The sequence below is a fragment of the Pseudomonas sp. TH06 genome (assembly GCF_016651305.1).
Taxonomy (GTDB): Bacteria; Pseudomonadota; Gammaproteobacteria; order Pseudomonadales; family Pseudomonadaceae; genus Aquipseudomonas.
Genome location: NZ_JAEKEC010000003.1, coordinates 389,054 through 408,359, shown reverse-complemented (window position 1 = coordinate 408,359; position 19,306 = coordinate 389,054). Strand labels below are relative to the sequence as shown.

Annotated in this window: 16 protein-coding genes and 1 pseudogene; 13 read left to right on the top strand and 4 right to left on the bottom strand. The window is 59.0% G+C overall.

The features are described 5' to 3' along the window. Positions 1-219: 219 nt before the first annotated feature. The 9 genes and pseudogenes from JFT86_RS26730 to JFT86_RS26690 all read left to right on the top strand — a co-directional run. Positions 220-714 (top strand): annotated as a pseudogene (locus tag JFT86_RS26730) (sigma-70 family RNA polymerase sigma factor); the annotation flags it as partial. Between the two features lie 134 nt (positions 715-848). Beyond that, on the top strand, positions 849-2,183 hold the full coding sequence (locus tag JFT86_RS26725) for a SidA/IucD/PvdA family monooxygenase (protein ID WP_201239097.1): 1,335 nt from the start codon (positions 849-851) through the stop codon (positions 2,181-2,183). A gap of 569 nt (positions 2,184-2,752) precedes the next feature. After that, positions 2,753-5,452 carry a magnesium-translocating P-type ATPase gene (gene mgtA, locus JFT86_RS26720; protein WP_201239096.1) on the top strand — a complete coding sequence of 900 codons (2,700 nt, stop codon included), beginning with the start codon at positions 2,753-2,755 and terminating at the stop codon, positions 5,450-5,452. Between the two features lie 142 nt (positions 5,453-5,594). Beyond that, positions 5,595-6,311 (top strand): MgtC/SapB family protein, encoded by a 717-nt coding sequence (locus JFT86_RS26715; protein ID WP_008084043.1) that lies wholly within the window; start codon positions 5,595-5,597, stop codon positions 6,309-6,311. Between the two features lie 166 nt (positions 6,312-6,477). Beyond that, positions 6,478-6,867, top strand: a complete 390-nt coding sequence (locus JFT86_RS26710; protein WP_201233929.1) for a hypothetical protein — start codon at positions 6,478-6,480, stop codon at positions 6,865-6,867. Between the two features lie 16 nt (positions 6,868-6,883). Further along, a complete protein-coding gene (locus JFT86_RS26705) occupies positions 6,884-8,104 on the top strand; it encodes an EAL domain-containing response regulator (RefSeq protein WP_201233928.1) in 1,221 nt (406 codons plus the stop codon). 77 nt (positions 8,105-8,181) lie between these two features. Further along, on the top strand, positions 8,182-8,604 hold the full coding sequence (locus JFT86_RS26700) for a chemotaxis protein CheY (RefSeq protein WP_201239095.1): 423 nt from the start codon (positions 8,182-8,184) through the stop codon (positions 8,602-8,604). A gap of 135 nt (positions 8,605-8,739) precedes the next feature. After that, positions 8,740-9,366, top strand: a complete 627-nt coding sequence (locus JFT86_RS26695; RefSeq protein WP_201239094.1) for a response regulator transcription factor — start codon at positions 8,740-8,742, stop codon at positions 9,364-9,366. A 10-nt stretch (positions 9,367-9,376) separates the two neighbouring features. Further along, a complete protein-coding gene (locus tag JFT86_RS26690; protein ID WP_201239093.1) occupies positions 9,377-12,601 on the top strand; it encodes a transporter substrate-binding domain-containing protein in 3,225 nt (1,074 codons plus the stop codon). Between the two features lie 4 nt (positions 12,602-12,605). Here the strand turns inward: JFT86_RS26690 and dkgB are convergent, their stop codons facing one another. Next, entirely contained in the window at positions 12,606-13,409 is an 804-nt protein-coding gene (dkgB, locus tag JFT86_RS26685; protein WP_201239092.1) for a 2,5-didehydrogluconate reductase DkgB, read from the bottom strand. A 240-nt stretch (positions 13,410-13,649) separates the two neighbouring features. On the opposite strand from dkgB, the gene JFT86_RS26680 reads away from it, so the two are divergent. After that, on the top strand, positions 13,650-14,516 hold the full coding sequence (locus JFT86_RS26680) for a pirin family protein (RefSeq protein WP_201239091.1): 867 nt from the start codon (positions 13,650-13,652) through the stop codon (positions 14,514-14,516). Positions 14,517-14,712: 196 nt separating this feature from the next. Next, positions 14,713-16,155 carry a mechanosensitive ion channel family protein gene (locus JFT86_RS26675; protein ID WP_201239090.1) on the top strand — a complete coding sequence of 481 codons (1,443 nt, stop codon included), beginning with the start codon at positions 14,713-14,715 and terminating at the stop codon, positions 16,153-16,155. 3 nt (positions 16,156-16,158) lie between these two features. Here JFT86_RS26675 and JFT86_RS26670 read toward each other — a convergent pair whose 3' ends face one another. Further along, on the bottom strand, positions 16,159-16,743 hold the full coding sequence (locus JFT86_RS26670) for a GNAT family protein (protein ID WP_201239089.1): 585 nt from the start codon (positions 16,741-16,743) through the stop codon (positions 16,159-16,161). 128 nt (positions 16,744-16,871) lie between these two features. On the opposite strand from JFT86_RS26670, the gene JFT86_RS26665 reads away from it, so the two are divergent. Beyond that, a complete protein-coding gene (locus tag JFT86_RS26665; RefSeq protein ID WP_201239088.1) occupies positions 16,872-17,666 on the top strand; it encodes an exodeoxyribonuclease III in 795 nt (264 codons plus the stop codon). A gap of 100 nt (positions 17,667-17,766) precedes the next feature. Further along, positions 17,767-18,594 carry an arylamine N-acetyltransferase gene (locus tag JFT86_RS26660; RefSeq protein WP_201239087.1) on the top strand — a complete coding sequence of 276 codons (828 nt, stop codon included), beginning with the start codon at positions 17,767-17,769 and terminating at the stop codon, positions 18,592-18,594. 3 nt (positions 18,595-18,597) lie between these two features. On the opposite strand, the gene JFT86_RS26655 is transcribed toward JFT86_RS26660, so the two are convergent. Beyond that, positions 18,598-18,930 (bottom strand): BrnA antitoxin family protein, encoded by a 333-nt coding sequence (locus tag JFT86_RS26655; protein ID WP_201239086.1) that lies wholly within the window; start codon positions 18,928-18,930, stop codon positions 18,598-18,600. A 3-nt stretch (positions 18,931-18,933) separates the two neighbouring features. Next, a complete protein-coding gene (locus JFT86_RS26650; RefSeq protein WP_103304844.1) occupies positions 18,934-19,218 on the bottom strand; it encodes a BrnT family toxin in 285 nt (94 codons plus the stop codon). Positions 19,219-19,306 lie beyond the last annotated feature (88 nt).

The following is a 19,306-nucleotide window of genomic DNA, read 5'->3' as shown; positions in this document are numbered from 1 at the left end:
GGGGAGCTGTCCTGTAAACGTTGCAAGGGCGGGGGAATTTAAGCGAAGACACACGATGTTACAGCTATAGAACAGGACTATTTCTCGGGCAACGACAAACACCACTTTAAATCTATATGAGAATTACTATAAATTACGCGCCTCAAGTTGCCACTATCTTGCTACTGCCGTTTAGGTGCTGGCAGATCAGTCGGCTCAAGGACAGAAACCGCACCACAGCGGTCGGGAGTCATGTTGGAAAACTACTATCGGGAGCTGGTGTGTTTCCTGAACGCCAAGCTTGGCAACCGTCAGGTCGCCGAAGATGTGGTGCATGACGCCTATCTGCGGGTGCTGGAACGTTCCAGCGACACGCCGATCGAGCAGCCCCGGGCCTTTCTCTATCGTACGGCGCTGAACCTGGTGATTGACGATCATCGGCGCAACGCACTGCGTCAGGTCGAGCCGCTGGAAGTGCTCGACAACGAAGAGCGCTATTTCGCCCAGTCTCCCCATTGCCCGCTCGATCACGGTCAACGTCTGGAAATGCTCCAGCGAGCGTTGGCAGAACTGTCGGTGGCCTGTCGTGAAAGTTTTCTGCTGCGCAAGATCGAAGGGCTTTCGCATGTGGAAATCGCCAGTCAGCTCGGTATCTCCAAGGCTCTGGTGGAAAAACACATCGTCAACGCGATGAAGCATTGTCGTATCCGGATCAAACAATGGGATGCCCATTGAGCCGTCGCCGTTAAATTTTATTTCACTGTCCTCGTTCCTACTCAACAGACGACCTGCTGTCCTGCTCAAGGCCGGTCAGGTCACTTAGGCTCTCCTTGCCCCTTGTTGAGGGGTTCATCCAGAGGACACTGGAAATGACACAGGCAATTGCATCGCCCATCGTTCACGACCTGATCGGCGTCGGTTTCGGCCCTTCGAACCTGGCGCTGGCCATCGCTCTGCAAGAGCGTGGCCCGACTCTGGGCGAACTGGATGTGCTGTTCCTCGACAAACAGGCCGACTACAGCTGGCACGGCAACACCCTGTCGACCCAGAGCGAGTTGCAGATTTCCTTCCTCAAGGATCTGGTGACCCTGCGCAACCCGACCAGCCCGTACTCGTTCGTCAACTATCTGAAGTACCACGGTCGTCTCGTCGACTTCATCAACCTGGGCACCTTCTATCCGTGCCGCATGGAGTACAACGACTACCTGCGGTGGGTCGCCGGGCAGTTCACCGAGCAGAGCCGTTACGGCGAAGAAGTGCTGACCATCGAACCGGTGCTGCACAACCATCAGGTTGAAGCACTGCGGGTGATTTCCCGCGACAGCCAGGGTCAGCAACATGTGCGGACTACCCGTTCGGTAGTGGTCAGCGCCGGCGGCACCCCGCGTATTCCGGAAGCGTTCAAGGCGCTGAAGGGCGACACCCGCGTGTTCCACCACTCGCAATACCTGTCGCAGATGGCCAAGCAGCCCTGCGTGAATAACCAGCCGATGAGTATCGCGATCATCGGCGGCGGGCAGAGCGCGGCGGAAGCCTTTATCGATCTGAACGATTCGTTCCCGTCGGTGCAGGTCGACATGATCCTGCGCGGCTCGGCACTGAAGCCTGCGGACGACAGCCCGTTCGTCAACGAAGTGTTTTCGCCGGAGTTCACCGATCTGGTGTTCCAGCAGAACAGTGCCGAGCGCGAGCGTCTGGTCAACGAGTACCACAACACCAACTACTCGGTGGTCGACATCGATCTGATCGAGCGCATCTACGGCATTTTCTACCGCCAGAAGGTTTCCGGGATTGCCCGTCATGCGTTCCGCACCCTGACCACCGTCGAGAAAGCCACCGCGACCGAAAACGGTATCGAACTGGCCGTGCGTAACAACGCCACTGGCGAAGTCACCGTGCGCCTGTACGACGCCGTGGTCCTGGCCACCGGTTACGAACGGCAGATGCACCGCAAACTGCTGGCGCCGCTGGAAGAGTACCTCGGCGACTTCGAAGTGGACCGCAACTACAAACTGATAACCGACGAGCGCTGCAAGGCCGGCATCTACATGCAGGGCTTCTGCCAGGCCAGCCATGGTCTGAGCGATACATTGCTGTCGGTGTTGCCGATTCGTGCGGACGAGATTGCCGGCTCGCTGTATGAGCATGGCAAGAATCGTGGGCATCGTTCGATGGCGGATCTGTTGTTGGCGACTGCCAGCTAACACCTGCGGCGTCTGATATACCGCTATCGCGAGCAGGCTCACTCCTACAATGTTCTGTGTAAGCAGGACCCCTGTAGGAGTGAGCCTGCTCGCGATGGCGCCATTCAAAACACCACCAATCTTCAATCCTGAACCCTTCCTGAAGAGCCCTGAAATTTCCCGACACACTTCCTTTTGCGGGTTTACTCTCCAGACATCGGGGCGTAAGCTTCGCGCGTTTTCATCAATAGCGGAGACCCACAGTGGGTACTTGTTCGAGTGACAGTTGTCGGCCGGTCTCGGTAACCGGCAGATTCTCGGCAAGATAACGCGCCTCTTTTGCGCCGTTGTCTCGCCGTAACAGCGAGCAGCGGCATCCCGTGCATGGCCCGTCCGTGGTCATGTCTAGACGTCCTTCTCATCGACACTGAAAGAGCGTGATTTCGACTTTATTGTCGTCATCGCAGCCCTATCGACACGCCTGTCTTTTCTGACCGGCGCGCCAAGCCTTGCCGTGCCGGCTTTCCCGGCGGACGAGGCGCGGCCGTACCTGCTTGACGGTTTCCCGGCTGACCATAGGGGCAACAGCCATGAAACTTACGCTCAAGGAATTTTTCGCAGGTTTTCTGCGGACCCGCCACATCGCCCGGCACTTCCGTCGCCTGGCCTTGCTGGAAACCATCAACGACACCACGGTCAGCCGTGAGGTGCCGCCAACCCTGGCCAACACCCTGGTCGATGCCGCGCATTGCGACAGCGGTATGTTGCTCTCTTCAATGGGCACGCATTCCGACGGCCTCACCGATTTTGAAGTCGACGCCCTGCGCGCGCAGTACGGCCTCAACGAAGTCGAACACGAGCAACCGCTGCCATGGTGGACCCACCTGTGGCACTGCTACAAAAACCCGTTCAATTTGCTGCTGACTTTGCTGGCCGTCATTTCCTGGCTGACCGAAGACCTGAAAGCGGCCGTGGTGATTTTCTCCATGGTGGTGCTGTCGACGCTGCTGCGCTTCTGGCAGGAAAGCAAATCCAACCAGGCCGCCGATGCACTGAAAGCCATGGTCAGCAACACCGCCACGGTGATGCGCCGGGATGCGCCGCGCAGCGAATTGCCGATCAAGCAATTGGTGCCGGGGGATCTGATCGTGCTGTCGGCCGGTGACATGATTCCCGCCGATTGCCGGGTGCTCAGCGCCAAGGATCTGTTCGTCAGCCAGGCCGCGATGACCGGCGAGTCGATGCCGGTGGAGAAATTTGCCCGTCAGGCCGATCGCGACACACGCAATCCGCTGGAACTCGACAACATTCTGTTCATGGGCACCAACGTCGTGTCCGGTACGGCGGTGGCGCTGATTCTCACCACCGGCAACAGCACTTATTTCGGTGCTTTGGCCCAGCGTGTCGGCGCCACTGATCGTGCGGTGACTTCGTTCCAGCAAGGCGTCAACAAAGTCAGCTGGCTGTTGATCCGCTTCATGTTTGTCATGGCGCCGCTGGTGCTGTTCATCAACGGTTTCACCAAGGGCGACTGGACTGAAGCACTGCTGTTCGCGCTGTCGATTGCCGTGGGCCTGACCCCGGAAATGCTGCCGATGATTGTCACCTCGACGTTGGCCAAAGGTGCGGTGTTCCTGTCACGCAAAAAAGTCATCGTCAAACGTCTTGATGCCATCCAGAACTTCGGCGCCATGGACGTGCTGTGCACCGACAAGACCGGCACCCTGACCCAGGACAAGATCTTCCTGGCGCGTAACGTTGATGTCTGGGGTGAAGACTCTGACGACGTGCTGGAAATGGCTTACCTGAACAGCTACTACCAGACCGGCCTGAAAAACCTGCTCGACGTCGCGGTGCTGGAACACGTGGAAATCCACCGTGAACTGAAAGTCGGCACGGCGTTTCGCAAAGTCGATGAGATCCCGTTCGACTTCAATCGTCGGCGCATGTCGGTGGTGGTCGAAGGGCGTGGCCAGCCGCATCAACTGATCTGCAAAGGCGCGGTGGAAGAAGTACTGGCGGTGTGCAGCCGCGTGCGTCACGGCGATATCGATGAAGCCTTGAGCGATGAATTGCTGACCCGGATTCGTCAGGTCACCGCAGCATTCAACGCTGAAGGCTTGCGCGTGGTGGCCGTGGCCGCTCGCTCGATGCCCGAAGGTCGCGACACTTACAGCCTGGCTGACGAAAATGAACTGACGCTGATCGGCTACGTGGCGTTCCTTGATCCGCCGAAGGAAAGTACCGCGCCGGCGCTCAAGGCGTTGGCCGAGCATGGCGTGGCGGTGAAAGTGCTGACCGGCGACAACGAGCTTGTCACCGCGAAGATCTGCCGCGAAGTCGGCCTCGCTCAGCAAGGCTTGCTGTTGGGCAACGATGTCGAACGCATGAGCGATGCCGAACTGGCGGTGGCCGTGGAGAAAACCAACGTCTTCGCCAAACTGACGCCGTCGCACAAGGAACGCATCGTGCGCATCCTCAAGGGCAACGGCCACGTCGTCGGCTTCATGGGCGACGGCATCAACGATGCGCCGGCGCTGCGTACCGCCGACATTGGTATCTCGGTGGACAGCGCGGTGGACATCGCCAAGGAAGCGGCCGACATCATCCTCCTCGAAAAGAGCCTGATGGTGCTGGAGGAGGGCGTGCTCGAAGGACGGCGGACCTTCGCCAACATGCTCAAGTACATCAAGATGACCGCCAGCTCCAACTTCGGCAACGTGTTCTCGGTGCTGGTCGCCAGTGCGTTCATTCCGTTCCTGCCGATGCTGCCGATGCATCTGCTGGTGCAGAACCTGCTCTACGACATTTCGCAGATCGCCATTCCGTTCGACAACGTCGATGAGGAGATGCTGAAGAAACCACAACGCTGGCAGCCGGGTGATGTCGGTCGGTTCATGCTGTTTTTCGGCCCGATCAGTTCGATCTTTGACATCACCACGTTCGCCTTGATGTGGTACGTATTTGACGCCAACACCCCGGATCACCAGACGCTGTTCCAGTCCGGCTGGTTCGTGGTCGGCTTGCTGACCCAGACGCTGATCGTGCACATGATCCGCACGCCGAAGATTCCGTTCCTGCAAAGCCGTGCAGCCATGCCGCTGCTGGTGATGACCGGGATCATCATGGCGGTGGGGATCTTCCTGCCGATGGGGCCACTGGCGCACTACTTCAAATTGCAGGCGCTGCCATCGCTGTACTTCGTATTCCTGCCGGTGATTCTGCTGGCGTACATGGCGCTGACCCAGGCGGTGAAAGGTTTCTACATCCGCCGGTTCGGCTGGCAGTAATGCTGCCCCTGTAGGAGTGAGCCTGCTCGCGATGGCGATGTGTCAGTCACTGCAATGTTGACTGACACATCGCCATCGTCGGAACGCCGCCCGGAGCAGGCTCACTCCTACATTTGGTCGTGTGTATCTCAAGGATTTCATCATGCAAGCCATCAACAACCTCAACCTCGATTCACTGCTCGACACCTTGGTCAGCCTCAGCGCCGCCTTCATTCTCGGCGGCCTGATCGGCTTCGAGCGCCAGTACCGGCAACGCACCGCCGGCCTGCGCACCAACGTGCTGGTGGCGGTCGGCGCGGCGATTTTCGTCGACATGGCCAACCGTCTCGCTGGCGCTGAAGGCGCGGTGCGGGTGGTCGCTTACGTGGTCTCCGGCATCGGTTTTCTCGGCGCCGGGGTGATCATGCGCGAAGAAGGCAACGTCCGAGGCCTCAACACCGCCGCGACCCTGTGGACCTCGGCAGCCGTCGGTGCCTGCGCGGGTGCCGACCTGCTCGCCGAAGCCGTGCTCGGCACGCTGTTCATCCTCGCCGCCAACACCTTGTTGCGGCCGATCGTCAACAACATCAACCGTCAGCCACTGGACGTGGTCTCGGCGGAAGTCACCAACATCGTCTATGTCATCGCCCGGCGCTCGCAGCAGAAAGCCGTGTTCGCCTTGCTCGAAGCCGAACTGGAGCGCAGTAACTATCCGGCCAGTGATGTTGATGTGCACGCCTTCGGTGCCGACGAAATTGAAATCGAAGCGACGCTGGCGACCACCTCGGTCGATGGCGATGAGCTGGATGCACTGGTCGCACGAATCTCCACCTCGGCGCTGGTGGTGCAGGCGTTCTGGAGTCCGAGCACCACTGAGTAGGTTTTTTGGGCGTCTCCTGCGGTTCCACGGATCAATCTGGCAATCCACGCTGGTGATCTTGTCGGGTTTTGGGAGATTTCCGACCGCATTTAAGAATTTTCCTACAGAGGTTTGAAAGAGGGACGGTTAGCGTAGTCAGCACATTTTTCCCACGCTGTTAAATCCTATGTCCTACAAACGCTGGCGAGTGGTCATTGCCGAAGAGCAAAGCGTTCTGCAAGGCAGAATCGCGAGGATCTTCAATGAACTGGGCTATCGGAATCTCACCCCGGTGCGTTCTTTTCGTGAACTGCTGGCCATGACTCACTACGCCCATGACCCGTTCCAGCGCTTTGATCTGATGGTGATCAACGGTGAGTTGATCGCTGCCGCCGGTGTCGACCCGGTGCGTTTTTTCCAGAGCAGCCCACAGATTCGCCACTGTGTCATTCACGATGCGCGGCGCGGTCAGCCGCAGGCCGAGACCATCTACGCCAACCATCAACGCCAGTTGCACCTGACCCGCACACCGGATCGACAGACGCTGGGTGCACTGCTGGAGCAGCTTGATGTCTAGAGGAGAAACCACGCTCATGTGCAGATTGCCGCTGCGCGTTTTAGTGCTTGAAGACCATGCGTTCCAGCGTGCGGTTGCGGTCAGCATGTTGCAAAGCCTGGGTTGCCACGAGGTGTTCGAAGCCAGCGATGGTGCACAGGCGCTGGCGCTGCTGGATGAAATCGGCAGCGTCGACATTGCGCTGTGCGATTTGCAAATGGAGGGCATGGACGGCCTGGAATTCCTCCAACGGGTGGGCGCTTCCGGGCAAGTGAAGTCGATCATCATCAGCAGTTCGTTGTCCGCCGATTTGCGCCTTGCGGTGCACCAAATGGTCAGGCTGCTCGGTCTGGACCTGTTGGGTGATGTCGGCAAACCGTTGCATGCGCAAGTCCTGGCCGATCTGCTGAACAGATTTGTCAGCGGCTCAAGCATCGGCGAATGCCCGCCGACGACGGTCGCTATGGCCAGCGAGGAGTCGGTGCGCCGGGCTCTGGCGGATGGGCAATTGCACGCCTGGTATCAGCCAAAATTCAACCTGCGCAGCGGTGAAATCTGTGGGGTGGAAGTGCTCTGTCGCTGGCTGCATCCGACTCGCGGAATCATCGCACCTGCGCTGTTCGTACCGGTACTGGAACGCTGTGGCTTGCTCGACGAGCTGCTGTTTTTGCAACTCGATCAAGCCCTCAAGGTGCAGCGAAGCGCCCGCGCGCAGGGTTTCGTCTTGAACCTGGCGTTCAATCTGCAAGCCGTGCAGTTAGCCAGCGCAGAGCTGACGGCCTCCCTCAAAAACATTCTTTCGCGCCATGCCGCGCAAGGCTCCGGCCTCACGTTTGAACTGACCGAAAGCGGCTTGTTGGAAGCACCGGCCGCCAGCTTCGAAAACCTGGTGCGCCTGCGCATGATGGGCTGCCGTTTGTCGATCGACGACTTCGGCGCAGGGTTTTCTTCGTTGCAACGCTTGTGTCAGCTGCCGTTCAACGAAATCAAACTCGACGCCGACTTCGTGCGCAACCTTGAGCACGAACCGCGTTGCCGGGCGGCGATCAGCAGCACCCTGGCGCTCGGCGAAACCCTCGGCATGGCCGTGGTCATCGAAGGCATCGAAACCGATGCGCAGCGTCGTGAATTGCTCGCGCTGGGCTGCACGCAGGGGCAGGGCTACTGGTACGCACGACCGATGGCCGGGAGCGATTTGTTGCATTGGCTGCAACAGCGCAGTGCCCGTCGGGTCTCGGAAGATCGATCAGCTTTTTAGGAAAAGTCCTACAGAACCTGCCGTTGAGCTTGCGTAGTCTTGCCGCACTCAGAACCCTGTCCCTCTGGAGATTGAGCATGATCAACAAAGCCCTGCGTATCCTGATCGCGGACCCCCAGCATTTTCACCGGATGAAAATCGAGCGCCTGTTCAACGGTCTCGACTATTACCGCGTGGCCCCGGTGCAGAACCTCGCCGAGCTGCTGACGCTGGTGGACTATGGTTGCGAACCGTTCGATGTCGTGGTCATTGACGCGGGCCTGGCGGCAGGTTCGCTGGATCTGCTGGGGTTTTTCCTCGATAACCCGCAGGTGCGTCATGCGTTGATCTACAACGAACCTTCGGCGCCTCTGCAGGTGTTTTCAGCTTTCGCTCAGGACAATGTGCTGATCAGTCATGCGCCGTTGCCCAATGAACAGGCAATCAGGCACTTGATGGCTCACGTCGACGTTGCGCAGTGGAAGCCCGAGCAAACCGTACAACGCCGGGCGTATGCATAGAAGTGCGCTGACCGCAACTGTCAGATCTGACAGGTGAATCCCTTCCCGTTCCATGTAACAGTCTCTGCGCAGCCACTGAGTCCGGATCAATCCACGCCGGTGGCCTAATCGTCAGAGTCTGCCCTGGGAGTGGTCATGAAGTCAGCGCTGATCGTCGACGATCATCCGGTGGTGCGTGCCGCCATACGTCTCGTGCTGCAAGCGGAGGGTTTCAAGGAAATCCATGAGACGTCCAATGGCAACGAGGTCTTGCAACTGATCCGCGAGCACAATCCCCGGCTGGTGGTGCTCGATCTGCGTTTGCCGACACTTGATGGCCTGGAAGTTCTGACCCGCATCAGAGTCAACGACTTTGACTGTCGCATCCTCGTGTTCAGTTCCCACGATCCCCTGTTTTACCAGGAGCGCTGCCTGCGCGCCGGGGCAATGGGCTACGTGACCAAAACCAATCAGTTGGCACAACTGCACAAAGCCATTCAGGCGGTGATGTCGGGTTACACCTATTTTTCCGCGATGCCGGACAACGTCAGCACGTTGAATGCCGTGCAAACCACGGAAAAGCAAATGATCGACCAGCTCTCCGATCGCGAATTGAACATTTTCGAGCAACTGGGCCAGGGCAAGGCCAACAAGGCGATTGCCGAGGAGATGCACCTGAGCCACAAGACCATCAGTACCTACAAAACCCGTCTGATGAAGAAGCTCGGGGTGAGTTCAGCGGTGCACTTGCGCGATTTCGCCAAGCGCAATCATTTGATCTGAGCGGCCGGTCATGATCCGCGGCGTTCAGGTTTGCGGGTTGTGGCTGAGCCTCGTGGTTTCTTGTTGGGCCAATGAAGCGCCACAGGTGCTGGAGGTGCTGACCCGCGCCAGCGTGGAAAATATCAAGGTTCGTCTGGACGAACAGGATCGGCAATGGCTGCGCCAGCATCCGCTATTGCGCATGGGCATTTCCGGGCCCGATTACCCACCTTTCGAGATCACCCGCAATCAGCATGAGCTGGAAGGGCTCACGGCCGATTACGCTGACCTTCTGGCGCAACTGCTCGGCACCGGTATTGAAGTGCGGCGCTTTGCCAACCGGGATTTGGTGATGGCGGCACTCAAGCGTGGCGACCTCGATCTGTTGGGAACGTCGAACAGTTTCGAGACAGCCGATCCCGCGTTCATTCTGTCCCGCGCCTACGCTGAAGATCAGCCGATGCTGGTGACGAGGCTCGATGAAACCTTGCCCGCGAACCTAGCGGGCAAGCGCGTAGCCATGGTCGAGGATTATCTGCCACTGGCGACCGTGCAGGCGTTCTACCCCGAGGCGAGCGTGCAACGTTACCCCTCGGCGATGGACGCTCTCGGCGCTGTGGCATTCGGCGCCGATGACGTGTACCTGGGTGACTTCATCAGTGCCAACTATTTGATCAACACCAATTATCGCAACGACTTGCATCTGGCGGGACCGGCAGGGCTTGATGCCAACGCGTTCGGCTTTGCGATGTTGCGGAGCGAGGCGCGCCTCAAACGCCTTGTCGACAAGGCGTTGGCCAGCATTCCCATGAGCCAGCGACACCGCATAGAGCTGCGCTGGAGTGCCGGACCTGCCGAAATGGCCGGGCAGGCACGGGTGCAATTGAGTGCCGCCGAACAGCATTGGCTGGATCAACATCCGGTGGTGCGCGTGGGCGGCATCGAAGACTTCGCACCGCTGACTTTTTTTGATGCCGATGGCCGATTCAGCGGGTTGTCGGCGCAACTGCTGAGCCTGATCAGTCAACGCAGCGGATTGAATTTCGACATCGTCCGTGGCGTCTCACTGGATCGCCAGATTGTGCAGTTGCAGGCCGGTGAACTGGATGTGCTGCCCGTGGTGACACCCAGCAGTGAGCGGGAAAGCGAACTGCAATTCACCCGCGCCTATCTGAACAATCCGTTCGTGCTGGTCGGTGCAACGACTGCGCAGAGCCCACGCAATCTTGACGATCTGGCGGGCAAACGCCTGGCCATTTATCGCGGTCACCCGTTGCGCGAATACCTGCAGCAGCGCCTACCGCGAATACGCTTCATCGAAGTCGCGAGCCCCGCCGAAGGCATGGCAATGGTTGCCAAGGGACAGGCTGACGCCACCGTAAGCTCATTGCTGGTGGCGCGTTACCTGATCGCCCGTCTTTACCGCGAGCGTTTGCGCATCATCAGCACCGTCGGTGATCAACCGGCACGTATTGCACTGGCCACTGCGCCGCAGGCTGCAGCGTTGAATTCGATCCTGAACAAGGCCCTGCTGAGCATCGCTCCGCAGCAGATGGACGAATTGGTTGAACGCTGGAGCCATGATGTGGTGGTCGATGACAGCTACTGGCTGCGTCATCGCCGCGAGATAATCCTCGGATTTGCCGGTGCGGCGGGCTTGCTGGTGCTGGCGCTGGGCTGGATCGGATTTCAGCGCTGGCAGATCCGTCAGCGTCAGCAGTGGTTGCAGCAATTGCAGCAAGCCAAGGAAGCGGCAGATGACGCCAACCGGGCCAAGACCACGTTTCTGGCGACCATGAGCCATGAAATCCGCACACCGATGAATGCGTTGATCGGCATGCTCGAACTGGCCTTGAAACGGGCCGAGGAGGGCGTGACCGATCGTCTGGCGATTCAAGTGGCCTCCAACGCCGGGCAACAATTGCTGGCATTGATCGGCGACATTCTTGACATCGCACGGATTGAAACCGGGCATCTGTCCCTGGCCCCTGAACGGGTCAATCTGCGTGAACTGGTGGTGTCGGTCTGCCGGGTGTTCGAGGGACTGGCGCGGCAGAAGCGCCTGCTGTGGCACATCGAGCTCGATGCATGCAGCGACGTCGATGTGTTGATTGATCCGACGCGCTTCAAGCAGGTGCTATCGAACCTGCTGAGCAACGCCATCAAGTTCACTGAACAGGGCGAGGTGAGTCTGCGACTTGCGCTGACGGTGACCTGCGCCGAGCGCGTGGCGGTGAAGGTTTTCATCGAGGACAGCGGAATAGGCATCAGCGCGCAGGATCGGCAGCGCTTGTTCAGTCCGTTCGTGCAAGCGAGCAATACCGCGCAACCGCTGCGCAGCGGCGCCGGGCTGGGCCTGGTGATCAGTCGCAGTCTCTGCGAAATGATGGGCGGTGCGTTGCGCCTGGACAGCGAGCCAGGTCACGGAACGCAAGTCGAAGTCAGTCTCGAACTGCCGCTGCTGGCCGCACTCGCGCAAGCACCTGCGCCCGTTGCAACACCGGACGCTGGCGGATGCTCACTGAGCGTTCTGGTGGTCGACGACCATCCGGTTAACCGTTTGTTGCTCTGCTGGCAGTTAAGTGAACTCGGCCACCGCACGGTTGATACCGAGGACGGTCATGCAGGGCTGGAGCGTTGGCGGGCACAGCCGTTCGATGTGGTGATCACCGACTGCAACATGCCCCGGCGCAATGGCTACGAACTGGCTGTGGCCATTCGTGAGGAAGAGGCTGCGAGCGGGCAGGCACCTTGTCTGATCCTCGGGTTTACCGCCAACGCACAGGTTGAAGAAAAGCTGCGTTGTCTCGAAGCCGGCATGGACGAATGCCTGTTCAAACCGATTCGCTTGCACGATTTGCAGCAGGCGTTGAATGGCGCCAGTCGTTGCGACATAGAGGTCGAGCCGATCGAGGAAGATCCACTGACAGAAATTGATCTGAGTACGCTGGAACAAATGGCGGGCAGCAATCACTCACTGATCGAGCATCTGCGCGGGGAAGTGCTGAGCAGCCTGCACCATGATCTGCAGCGACTGGACAATCTGCACCATGAGCATGACCGCGAAGGGTTGCGCGAGCTGGCCCACCATATCAAGGGCGGGGCGCAGATGGTCGGCGCGGCGCGGCTGGTATCGGCCTGCGCTGATCTGGAGCAGGCCTGCCGCGAGGCTGAGGCTGAAGCTGGGACCATGGGGATGGCGATCGATGCGCTGCGCGAGGCCATGCAGGGCCTCGCGCAGCGCCTTCAGGACTGAACCGTCAGTCCCAGACAGGCGCAATGTCTTTCGGGCTGGTCAGGCGATGGCCGCGATCCAGCGTGGCGATTTGCGCCATGTCGGCCTCGCTCAGCGTCAGTGCCGTGGCGCCGAGGTTGCTTTGCAGGTTGGCGCGCCGGGTCGACGATGGAATCACCGCATAACCCGATTGCATGGCCCAGGCGAGAGTGACTTGCGCCGGGGTGGCGTGCAGGCGTTCGGCGATCTGCTGGATCAGTGGATCCTTCAGCACTTCGCCGTAAGCGAGGGTCATGTAAGAAGTGATGTGGATGCCCTGGCTCTTGGCGAATTCCACCACTTTGCGGTTTTGCAGGTATGGGTGCAGTTCGATCTGGTTGGTCGCGATATGCTCGGCTCCCACGACAGCAATCGCCTGTTTCATCAAGTCGATGGTGAAGTTGGAAATGCCGATCTGTCGGGTCAGGCCCAGACGCTTGGCCTCCAGCAGCGCGCTCATGAACTCTTCGACAGGCACCTGATCGTCCGGCGATGGCCAGTGGATCAGCGTCAGGTCGAGATAGTCGGTCTGCAGTTTTTGCAGGCTCTCCTTGAGGCTGTCGATCAAGCGATCGCCGGCAAAATTGGCGATCCAGATCTTGCTGGTGATGAACAATTCTTCGCGGGGGATACCACTGGCGGCGATAGCCTGGCCGACATCGGCCTCGTTTTCGTAGATCTGTGCGGTGTCGATGACCCGATAGCCGAGCTCAAGGGCGGTGCTCACCGAATCGATGACCACCTGACCTTGCAAGCGAAACGTACCAAGACCGAAAGCGGGGACAGACATGCAGGACTCCAGGGTTGCAGTGGGAATGGGCAGGAGTATCCGCGTCTGTATCCATGGGAAAAACCGTCGGTGGGACAAAGCACCTTTGACCTCTGGTCATGAATCATTCCGGAACTCATGTAGGGTCGGGAATGACTGTTCTCCTCATGGAACGCTGAGGGTGATTTTTGCCATCTAGTGCATTGATCGTCATGGATTTAAGCTTAATCCATTGCGTCACTCACTGATTTGGAGTCCACCATGAAAAACATCATCGGTATCTACACCAGCCCTCGCGGCCATTGGGTCGGCGATGGTTTTCCGGTACGCACGCTGTTTTCCTACGACAACCTGGGCAAACACATCAGCCCATTCCTGCTGCTCGATCACGCCGGGCCTGCCGAATTCACGCCGACCACCGAACGGCGCGGCGTGGGTCAACATCCACACCGTGGTTTTGAAACCGTGACGATTGTTTATGACGGCGAAGTGCAGCATCGAGATTCCACCGGCAGTGGCGGCACCATTGGCCCTGGCGATGTGCAGTGGATGACCGCCGCTTCAGGCATCCTCCATGAGGAATTCCATTCGGAAAACTTCGCCCGAACCGGCGGCAAACTGGAAATGGTCCAGTTGTGGGTCAACCTGCCGGCCAAGGACAAAATGGCCGCGCCGGGTTACCAGACGATCCTCGATGGCGATATTCCGAGCATTGCGCTCAAGGACAACGCCGGCAGCCTGCGTTTGATCGCCGGTGAGTTCGATGGCCACAAAGGCCCCTCGCGAACCTTCACGCCAATCGATGTGTGGGATCTGCGTCTGAACGCCGGCAAGTTGCTGACGCTGGATCTGCACGAAGGGCGTAACACTGCACTGGTGGTGCTCAAGGGCTCGGTGCAGATCAATGGAAAGGAATCGGCGGAGCAAGGGCAACTGGCGTTGTTCGAACGCGATGGTCGGCAACTCACCCTCGAAGCCAGTCAGGATGCGGTTGTGCTGCTGCTCAGTGGCGAGCCGATCGATGAACCGATCGTCGGTCACGGGCCGTTCGTGATGAACACCGAGCAGGAAATCCACCAGGCGTTCGCCGACTTCCAGTCCGGGCGCTTTGGCCGGATGCACGGCTAATACAAACCCCTGTAGGAGCTGCCGAAGGCTGCGATCTTTTGACTTTGTTTTTAAAAATCAAAAGATCGCAGCCTGCGGCAGCTCCTACAGTTTTTTTGTTGCCAGTGAGAGGGGGTTCATCCTCTGAAATCAATTGCTCCTACACTGACCCAATCTGTGCGATCTTCTCGCGATTGGCCCTCGTCGGAGTTGTTTGATGCTGTCTCTGCTGACTGAACATCCCCTGTTTTGCGCGTTGGTCCTGATCCTCCTCGATCTGGGTCTGTGGCGTCTGATCAGCTCCCATGGCAGTGAGTGGAAACTGCTGGTGCGGGTGCTGATTTTCAGCCTGTTCAGCGTGCTGCTGTTCAACGAAGGGCTCAACCCGATGGAGCCTGCGCCGTGGGCCGATAATGTGCCATTGCACCTGGCGGCGACCGGGTTGCAGATCGGCTGGTGGCTGTTCGGTGCGCGCACCCTGACGGTGTTGATTGGCGCGGTGATGATGCAGCGGGTCGGCCACACCGGGCGGCTGTTGCAGGACTTGCTTGGCGCGGTGATTTTCCTTATTGCGATCATTGCGGCACTGGCTTATGTGCTGGATCTGCCGGTCAAAGGCGTGCTGGCAACGTCCGGTGCACTGGCCATCATCGTCGGCCTGGCCTTGCAGAGCACCTTGAGCGACGTGTTTTCCGGGATCGTCCTCAACACCACCAAGCCTTATCAACTGGATGACTGGATATCCATCGACGGCACCGAGGGGCGGGTCACCGACATCGATTGGCGCGCCACGCGTCTGCAAACCAGTCAGGGCAGCATGGCAGTGATTCCCAACTCGCTGGCAGCCAAGGCCAAGATCATCAACTTCAGTCGGCCGAGCAACATGTTCGGCGTCGCGGTCAGCGTGCAGGTCAGCCCGCACGCGCGGCCCAACTCGGTGATCGATGCACTGGAACGGGCGATGCAGGGCTGTCGGCAACTGCTCGACACACCAGCGCCGAGCGTCGCGCTGAAAAGCTCCGGCAGCACGGGGGCGGAGTATGAGATCAGTGGTTTCGTCGCCTCGATGGGCGAGAAGCGAGTAGTACGCAATCAGCTGTTCGATCTGGCGTATCGGCACTTGCAGGCGTCCGGGGTCAATCTGCTGTCGAGTGAAGAAAGCAGTGCACCGACCAACCTGTCGCGGCCACGGGCGTTGCTCGACAGTTCGCCGATTTTCTCGACCCTGCGCCAGGAAGAGAAAGACACGTTCAGCCAGAACATGACCCTGCAAACCTTCCGGGCTGGCGAGACAATCCTTGAGGCGGGGGAGGTCAGCGATCACTTGTTCATTATTGAGTCGGGTGTGGTCACGGTGACGTTGACCCGCCATGGCGCACCGTTCGAGTCCGGACGCATGGGCCCCGGCGAAGTCATCGGCGAGGCGGGCATTCTTTCCGATTCCTCGGTGCCGGCGAAGTTTGCCGCGAAAACCTTCTGCGCCCTGTACCGCATCGAGAAGACGTACCTCAAACCGTGCCTCGACGCCCGTCACGACATTAACGATGCGATGAAAGCCTTGCTCGACTACCGCTTGCACAAGGCGCAATCCCTGACCGAGGAAGTGCCGGTGGTGGTGGCGAAAAAAGGCTTCCTGCAATGGCTGCGCAATCGCGCCTGAGCCTTATGCGCTGTAGCCGGCGAGTTTCTGTTCCAGGTGCAAGCGCACTTGCGGCCATTCGTCGTCGATGATGCTGAACCGTACCGAGTTGCGCTTGCGCCCGTCCGGCATGATCCGTTCGTGGCGGACGATGCCTTCCTGCTGCGCGCCGAGGCGCAGGATTGCGTTGCGTGACTTCTGGTTGTTCTCGTCGGTGGTGAACTGCACGCGCACGCAATTCAACACTTCAAACGCGTGGCGCAGCATCAAGTATTTGGCTTCGGTGTTGACGAAGGATTTCTGCCAGCTCGCCGAGATCCAGCTGCTGCCGATTTCCAGTTTGCGATTGAGCGGGTCGATCTTCCAGAAACGCGTCGATCCGATCACTTCGCCGCTGTCCTTCAAGGTGATTGCAAACGGCAACATCGTGCCGGCATCACGCCCGTCGAGGGCTTTTTTCAGGTAGCTGTCGACGGTTGTCGCGGACGGTACGACGGTCACGGTGAGGTTCCACAACTCGCCGTCAGCGGCTGCGCGGACCAGCGCTTCGGCGTCCGAATATTGAAGCGGGCGCAGGACGATGCCCTGGCCTTGCAGTGTGGTGTGCATGGGATACAGCTCTCGACAGTTCGGGCAAAGGCGAGCGCCTATTACGCCGTAGCAGCCATATCCGATGCAACCAGCACAGTGATCGCAAGGTCACAATTTTCACATGCTACGGGCAGGAGCCTCAGCCGATGAAAAACCTGCGAATCGCCACGTTCAACGTCAATGGCCTGCGCGCACGGCTGCCGAATCTGCTGGAGTGGCTCAAGCGCGAGCAACCGGACATCGTCTGTCTGCAAGAGCTGAAATCGCTGGACAGCGCCTTTCCCGCTGCCGAGCTGGAGGCCGCCGGTTATGGCGCGATCTGGCACGGCCAGGCTTCATGGAATGGTGTGGCGATTCTTGCCCGTGACGCGCAACCGCTGGAGAGCCGGCGCGGCTTGCCGGGCGATCCCGATGACAAGCACAGCCGTTACCTGGAAGCGGCGGTGCACGGTGTGCTGGTTGGTTGCCTGTACCTGCCCAACGGCAACCCGCAGCCGGGGCCGAAATTCGACTACAAACTGGCGTGGTTCGAGCGGTTGATCAGTTATGCAAAGGACCTGCAAGCCAGCGATCACCCGGTGGTGTTGGCCGGCGATTACAACGTGGTGCCCACTGACATGGATATCTACAACACCCGTTCATGGCTCAGGGATGCGCTGCTGCAACCCGAAAGCCGCGAGTGTTATCAACGATTGCTGGACCAGGGCTGGACCGATTCGCTGCGGCATCTGTATCCCGAAGACCGCCTCTACACCTTCTGGGATTATTTCCGCCAACACTGGCAAAGCAATTCCGGCCTGCGCATCGACCATCTGCTGCTCAATCCAGCCCTGAGTCCGTATTTGCACGAGGCCGGCGTAGACGCCTGGGTGCGCAACGAACCGCACGCCAGCGATCATGCGCCGACTTGGATTCGTATCGGTTCAAGGAAAAAACGCTAGGGGCGATTGGTGAAATCAATTGTCGAAAATAGCGCCTGATCCCGTATACATGGCGACCATCAACGCAGTGATCTGCGGCCCCATGCATAAGGACCGAGCAATGAGTGAGCCACGCCTGACGAATCTGAAGCTGTACCTGCAACGCCTGGGTTTCGACGCACCGCCAGCACCGACCCTGGAAACGTTACGCCAGTTGCAGTTGCGCCATACCGGCGCCTTTCCTTTCGAAAACCTGTCGACTATCAGCGGCGCGCCAGTGCCGATCGATCTGGCCTCGATCGAGCAGAAAGTCCTGCACGATGGCCGTGGCGGTTACTGCTACGAGCTCAATAATCTGTATTTCACCTTGCTGCTGGAATTGGGCTTCGACGCGCAGGCCATCAGCGGTCGCGTGGTCATGAATCAGCCTGAAGGCACCTGGACGGCGCGGACTCACCGCTTGAGTCTGGTCACCCTTGATGGCGTGCGCTACATCACCGACGTCGGCTTCGGCGGCATGGTGCCGACGGCACCGCTGGTCCTCGATACCGAGGCCGAGCAAGCCACTCCGCACGAACCCTATCGCATCGAAAAACAAGCCGATGGCTACATGTTGCGCGCCAAAGTGGCCGGAGAATGGCGCTCGATGTACCTGTTCGATCTGCAACGCCAGGAAGACATCGATTACACCATCGGCAACTGGTACGTCTCAACGCACCCCGATTCGCCTTTCGCTCAGCGCCTGATGGTTGCGCGCACCGGTGATGGCTGGCGCAAGACCTTGAACAACGGCAGCTTTGCCATCCATCGCATGGGCGCTGATAGCGAGCGGCGTGAATTGACCAGCATCGATGAGCTGATCGATGTGCTGACTACGGAGTTCGATCTGCACGTTCCGGACCAGCCGTCAGTACGCCGCGCGTTTGAACGACTGATCGTGCCGGCCTGAAGCCTACGGTTTGGCCTCGGGTTCGAGAACCCGGCGGATCTCACCGATGGCTGCCGAGAGTTTTCTTTCCAGGCTCTTCAGGTCGGTGGCAGTAATGCCTTGCTTGAATTGACCGGAATGGGCAGTTGAGTCGACCTGTTCCGGTTTGCCGGTATTGAGCAGGGCATGGCGCAGGGTGTTGTTGATCACCGTCTGATAACCGAACCCTTCGTTCTCGGCTTGCGTGCGTGCGGCTTCGATGACTGCGTCGTCCAGCATGATGGTGATGCGGGTTTTGCCTTTGTTTGACGCCACTGCACCGCGTTTGCCTTGAGAAAAGTCATATTCGTCTTTCATCGATCAAGCCTCCTGAAAATATTCGTGACGTTCGCTCGGTGTGGCGAGACGTGCGGAAATAACTCGAACGACATTCACTTCGCGGTAACTGTACGCAACGACCAATAAGCGTCCTTTGCCATCGAGGCCGAGGGTGATCCAGCGTTGTTCGTCATGGTCGTTGTCCTCAATCGTGAGCGCGCGTTCGTCGTGGAAGACCGATTCCGTTTCGGCGAGGCTCAGCCCTTTGTGCTTGAGTTTGTTGGCTGCGTTCTTGCTTTTGTCGTACTGAATGTCGAATGACTTCATTATGCATACTTTATATGTATAAAAAGCAGCGCGACGGCACCGTCGGTCGCCATGAGCACTTCAGCCTAGTTGTGCATGGACGGCAGAC

Bases quoted from the DNA above. Each gene is read 5' to 3' on its own strand.
- JFT86_RS26725 (WP_201239097.1), top strand. From the start codon at position 849: ATGACACAGGCAATTGCATCGCCCATCGTTCACGACCTGATCGGCGTC.
- JFT86_RS26660 (WP_201239087.1), top strand. From the start codon at position 17,767: ATGAGTGAGCCACGCCTGACGAATCTGAAGCTGTACCTGCAACGCCTG.
- JFT86_RS26655 (WP_201239086.1), bottom strand. From the start codon at position 18,930: ATGAAAGACGAATATGACTTTTCTCAAGGCAAACGCGGTGCAGTGGCG.
- JFT86_RS26705 (WP_201233928.1), top strand. From the start codon at position 6,884: ATGTGCAGATTGCCGCTGCGCGTTTTAGTGCTTGAAGACCATGCGTTC.
- JFT86_RS26665 (WP_201239088.1), top strand. From the start codon at position 16,872: ATGAAAAACCTGCGAATCGCCACGTTCAACGTCAATGGCCTGCGCGCA.
- dkgB (WP_201239092.1), bottom strand. From the start codon at position 13,409: ATGTCTGTCCCCGCTTTCGGTCTTGGTACGTTTCGCTTGCAAGGTCAG.
- JFT86_RS26650 (WP_103304844.1), bottom strand. From the start codon at position 19,218: ATGAAGTCATTCGACATTCAGTACGACAAAAGCAAGAACGCAGCCAAC.
- JFT86_RS26700 (WP_201239095.1), top strand. From the start codon at position 8,182: ATGATCAACAAAGCCCTGCGTATCCTGATCGCGGACCCCCAGCATTTT.
- JFT86_RS26680 (WP_201239091.1), top strand. From the start codon at position 13,650: ATGAAAAACATCATCGGTATCTACACCAGCCCTCGCGGCCATTGGGTC.
- JFT86_RS26715 (WP_008084043.1), top strand. From the start codon at position 5,595: ATGCAAGCCATCAACAACCTCAACCTCGATTCACTGCTCGACACCTTG.
- JFT86_RS26690 (WP_201239093.1), top strand. From the start codon at position 9,377: ATGATCCGCGGCGTTCAGGTTTGCGGGTTGTGGCTGAGCCTCGTGGTT.
- JFT86_RS26695 (WP_201239094.1), top strand. From the start codon at position 8,740: ATGAAGTCAGCGCTGATCGTCGACGATCATCCGGTGGTGCGTGCCGCC.
- JFT86_RS26675 (WP_201239090.1), top strand. From the start codon at position 14,713: ATGCTGTCTCTGCTGACTGAACATCCCCTGTTTTGCGCGTTGGTCCTG.
- JFT86_RS26710 (WP_201233929.1), top strand. From the start codon at position 6,478: ATGTCCTACAAACGCTGGCGAGTGGTCATTGCCGAAGAGCAAAGCGTT.
- mgtA (WP_201239096.1), top strand. From the start codon at position 2,753: ATGAAACTTACGCTCAAGGAATTTTTCGCAGGTTTTCTGCGGACCCGC.
- JFT86_RS26670 (WP_201239089.1), bottom strand. From the start codon at position 16,743: ATGCACACCACACTGCAAGGCCAGGGCATCGTCCTGCGCCCGCTTCAA.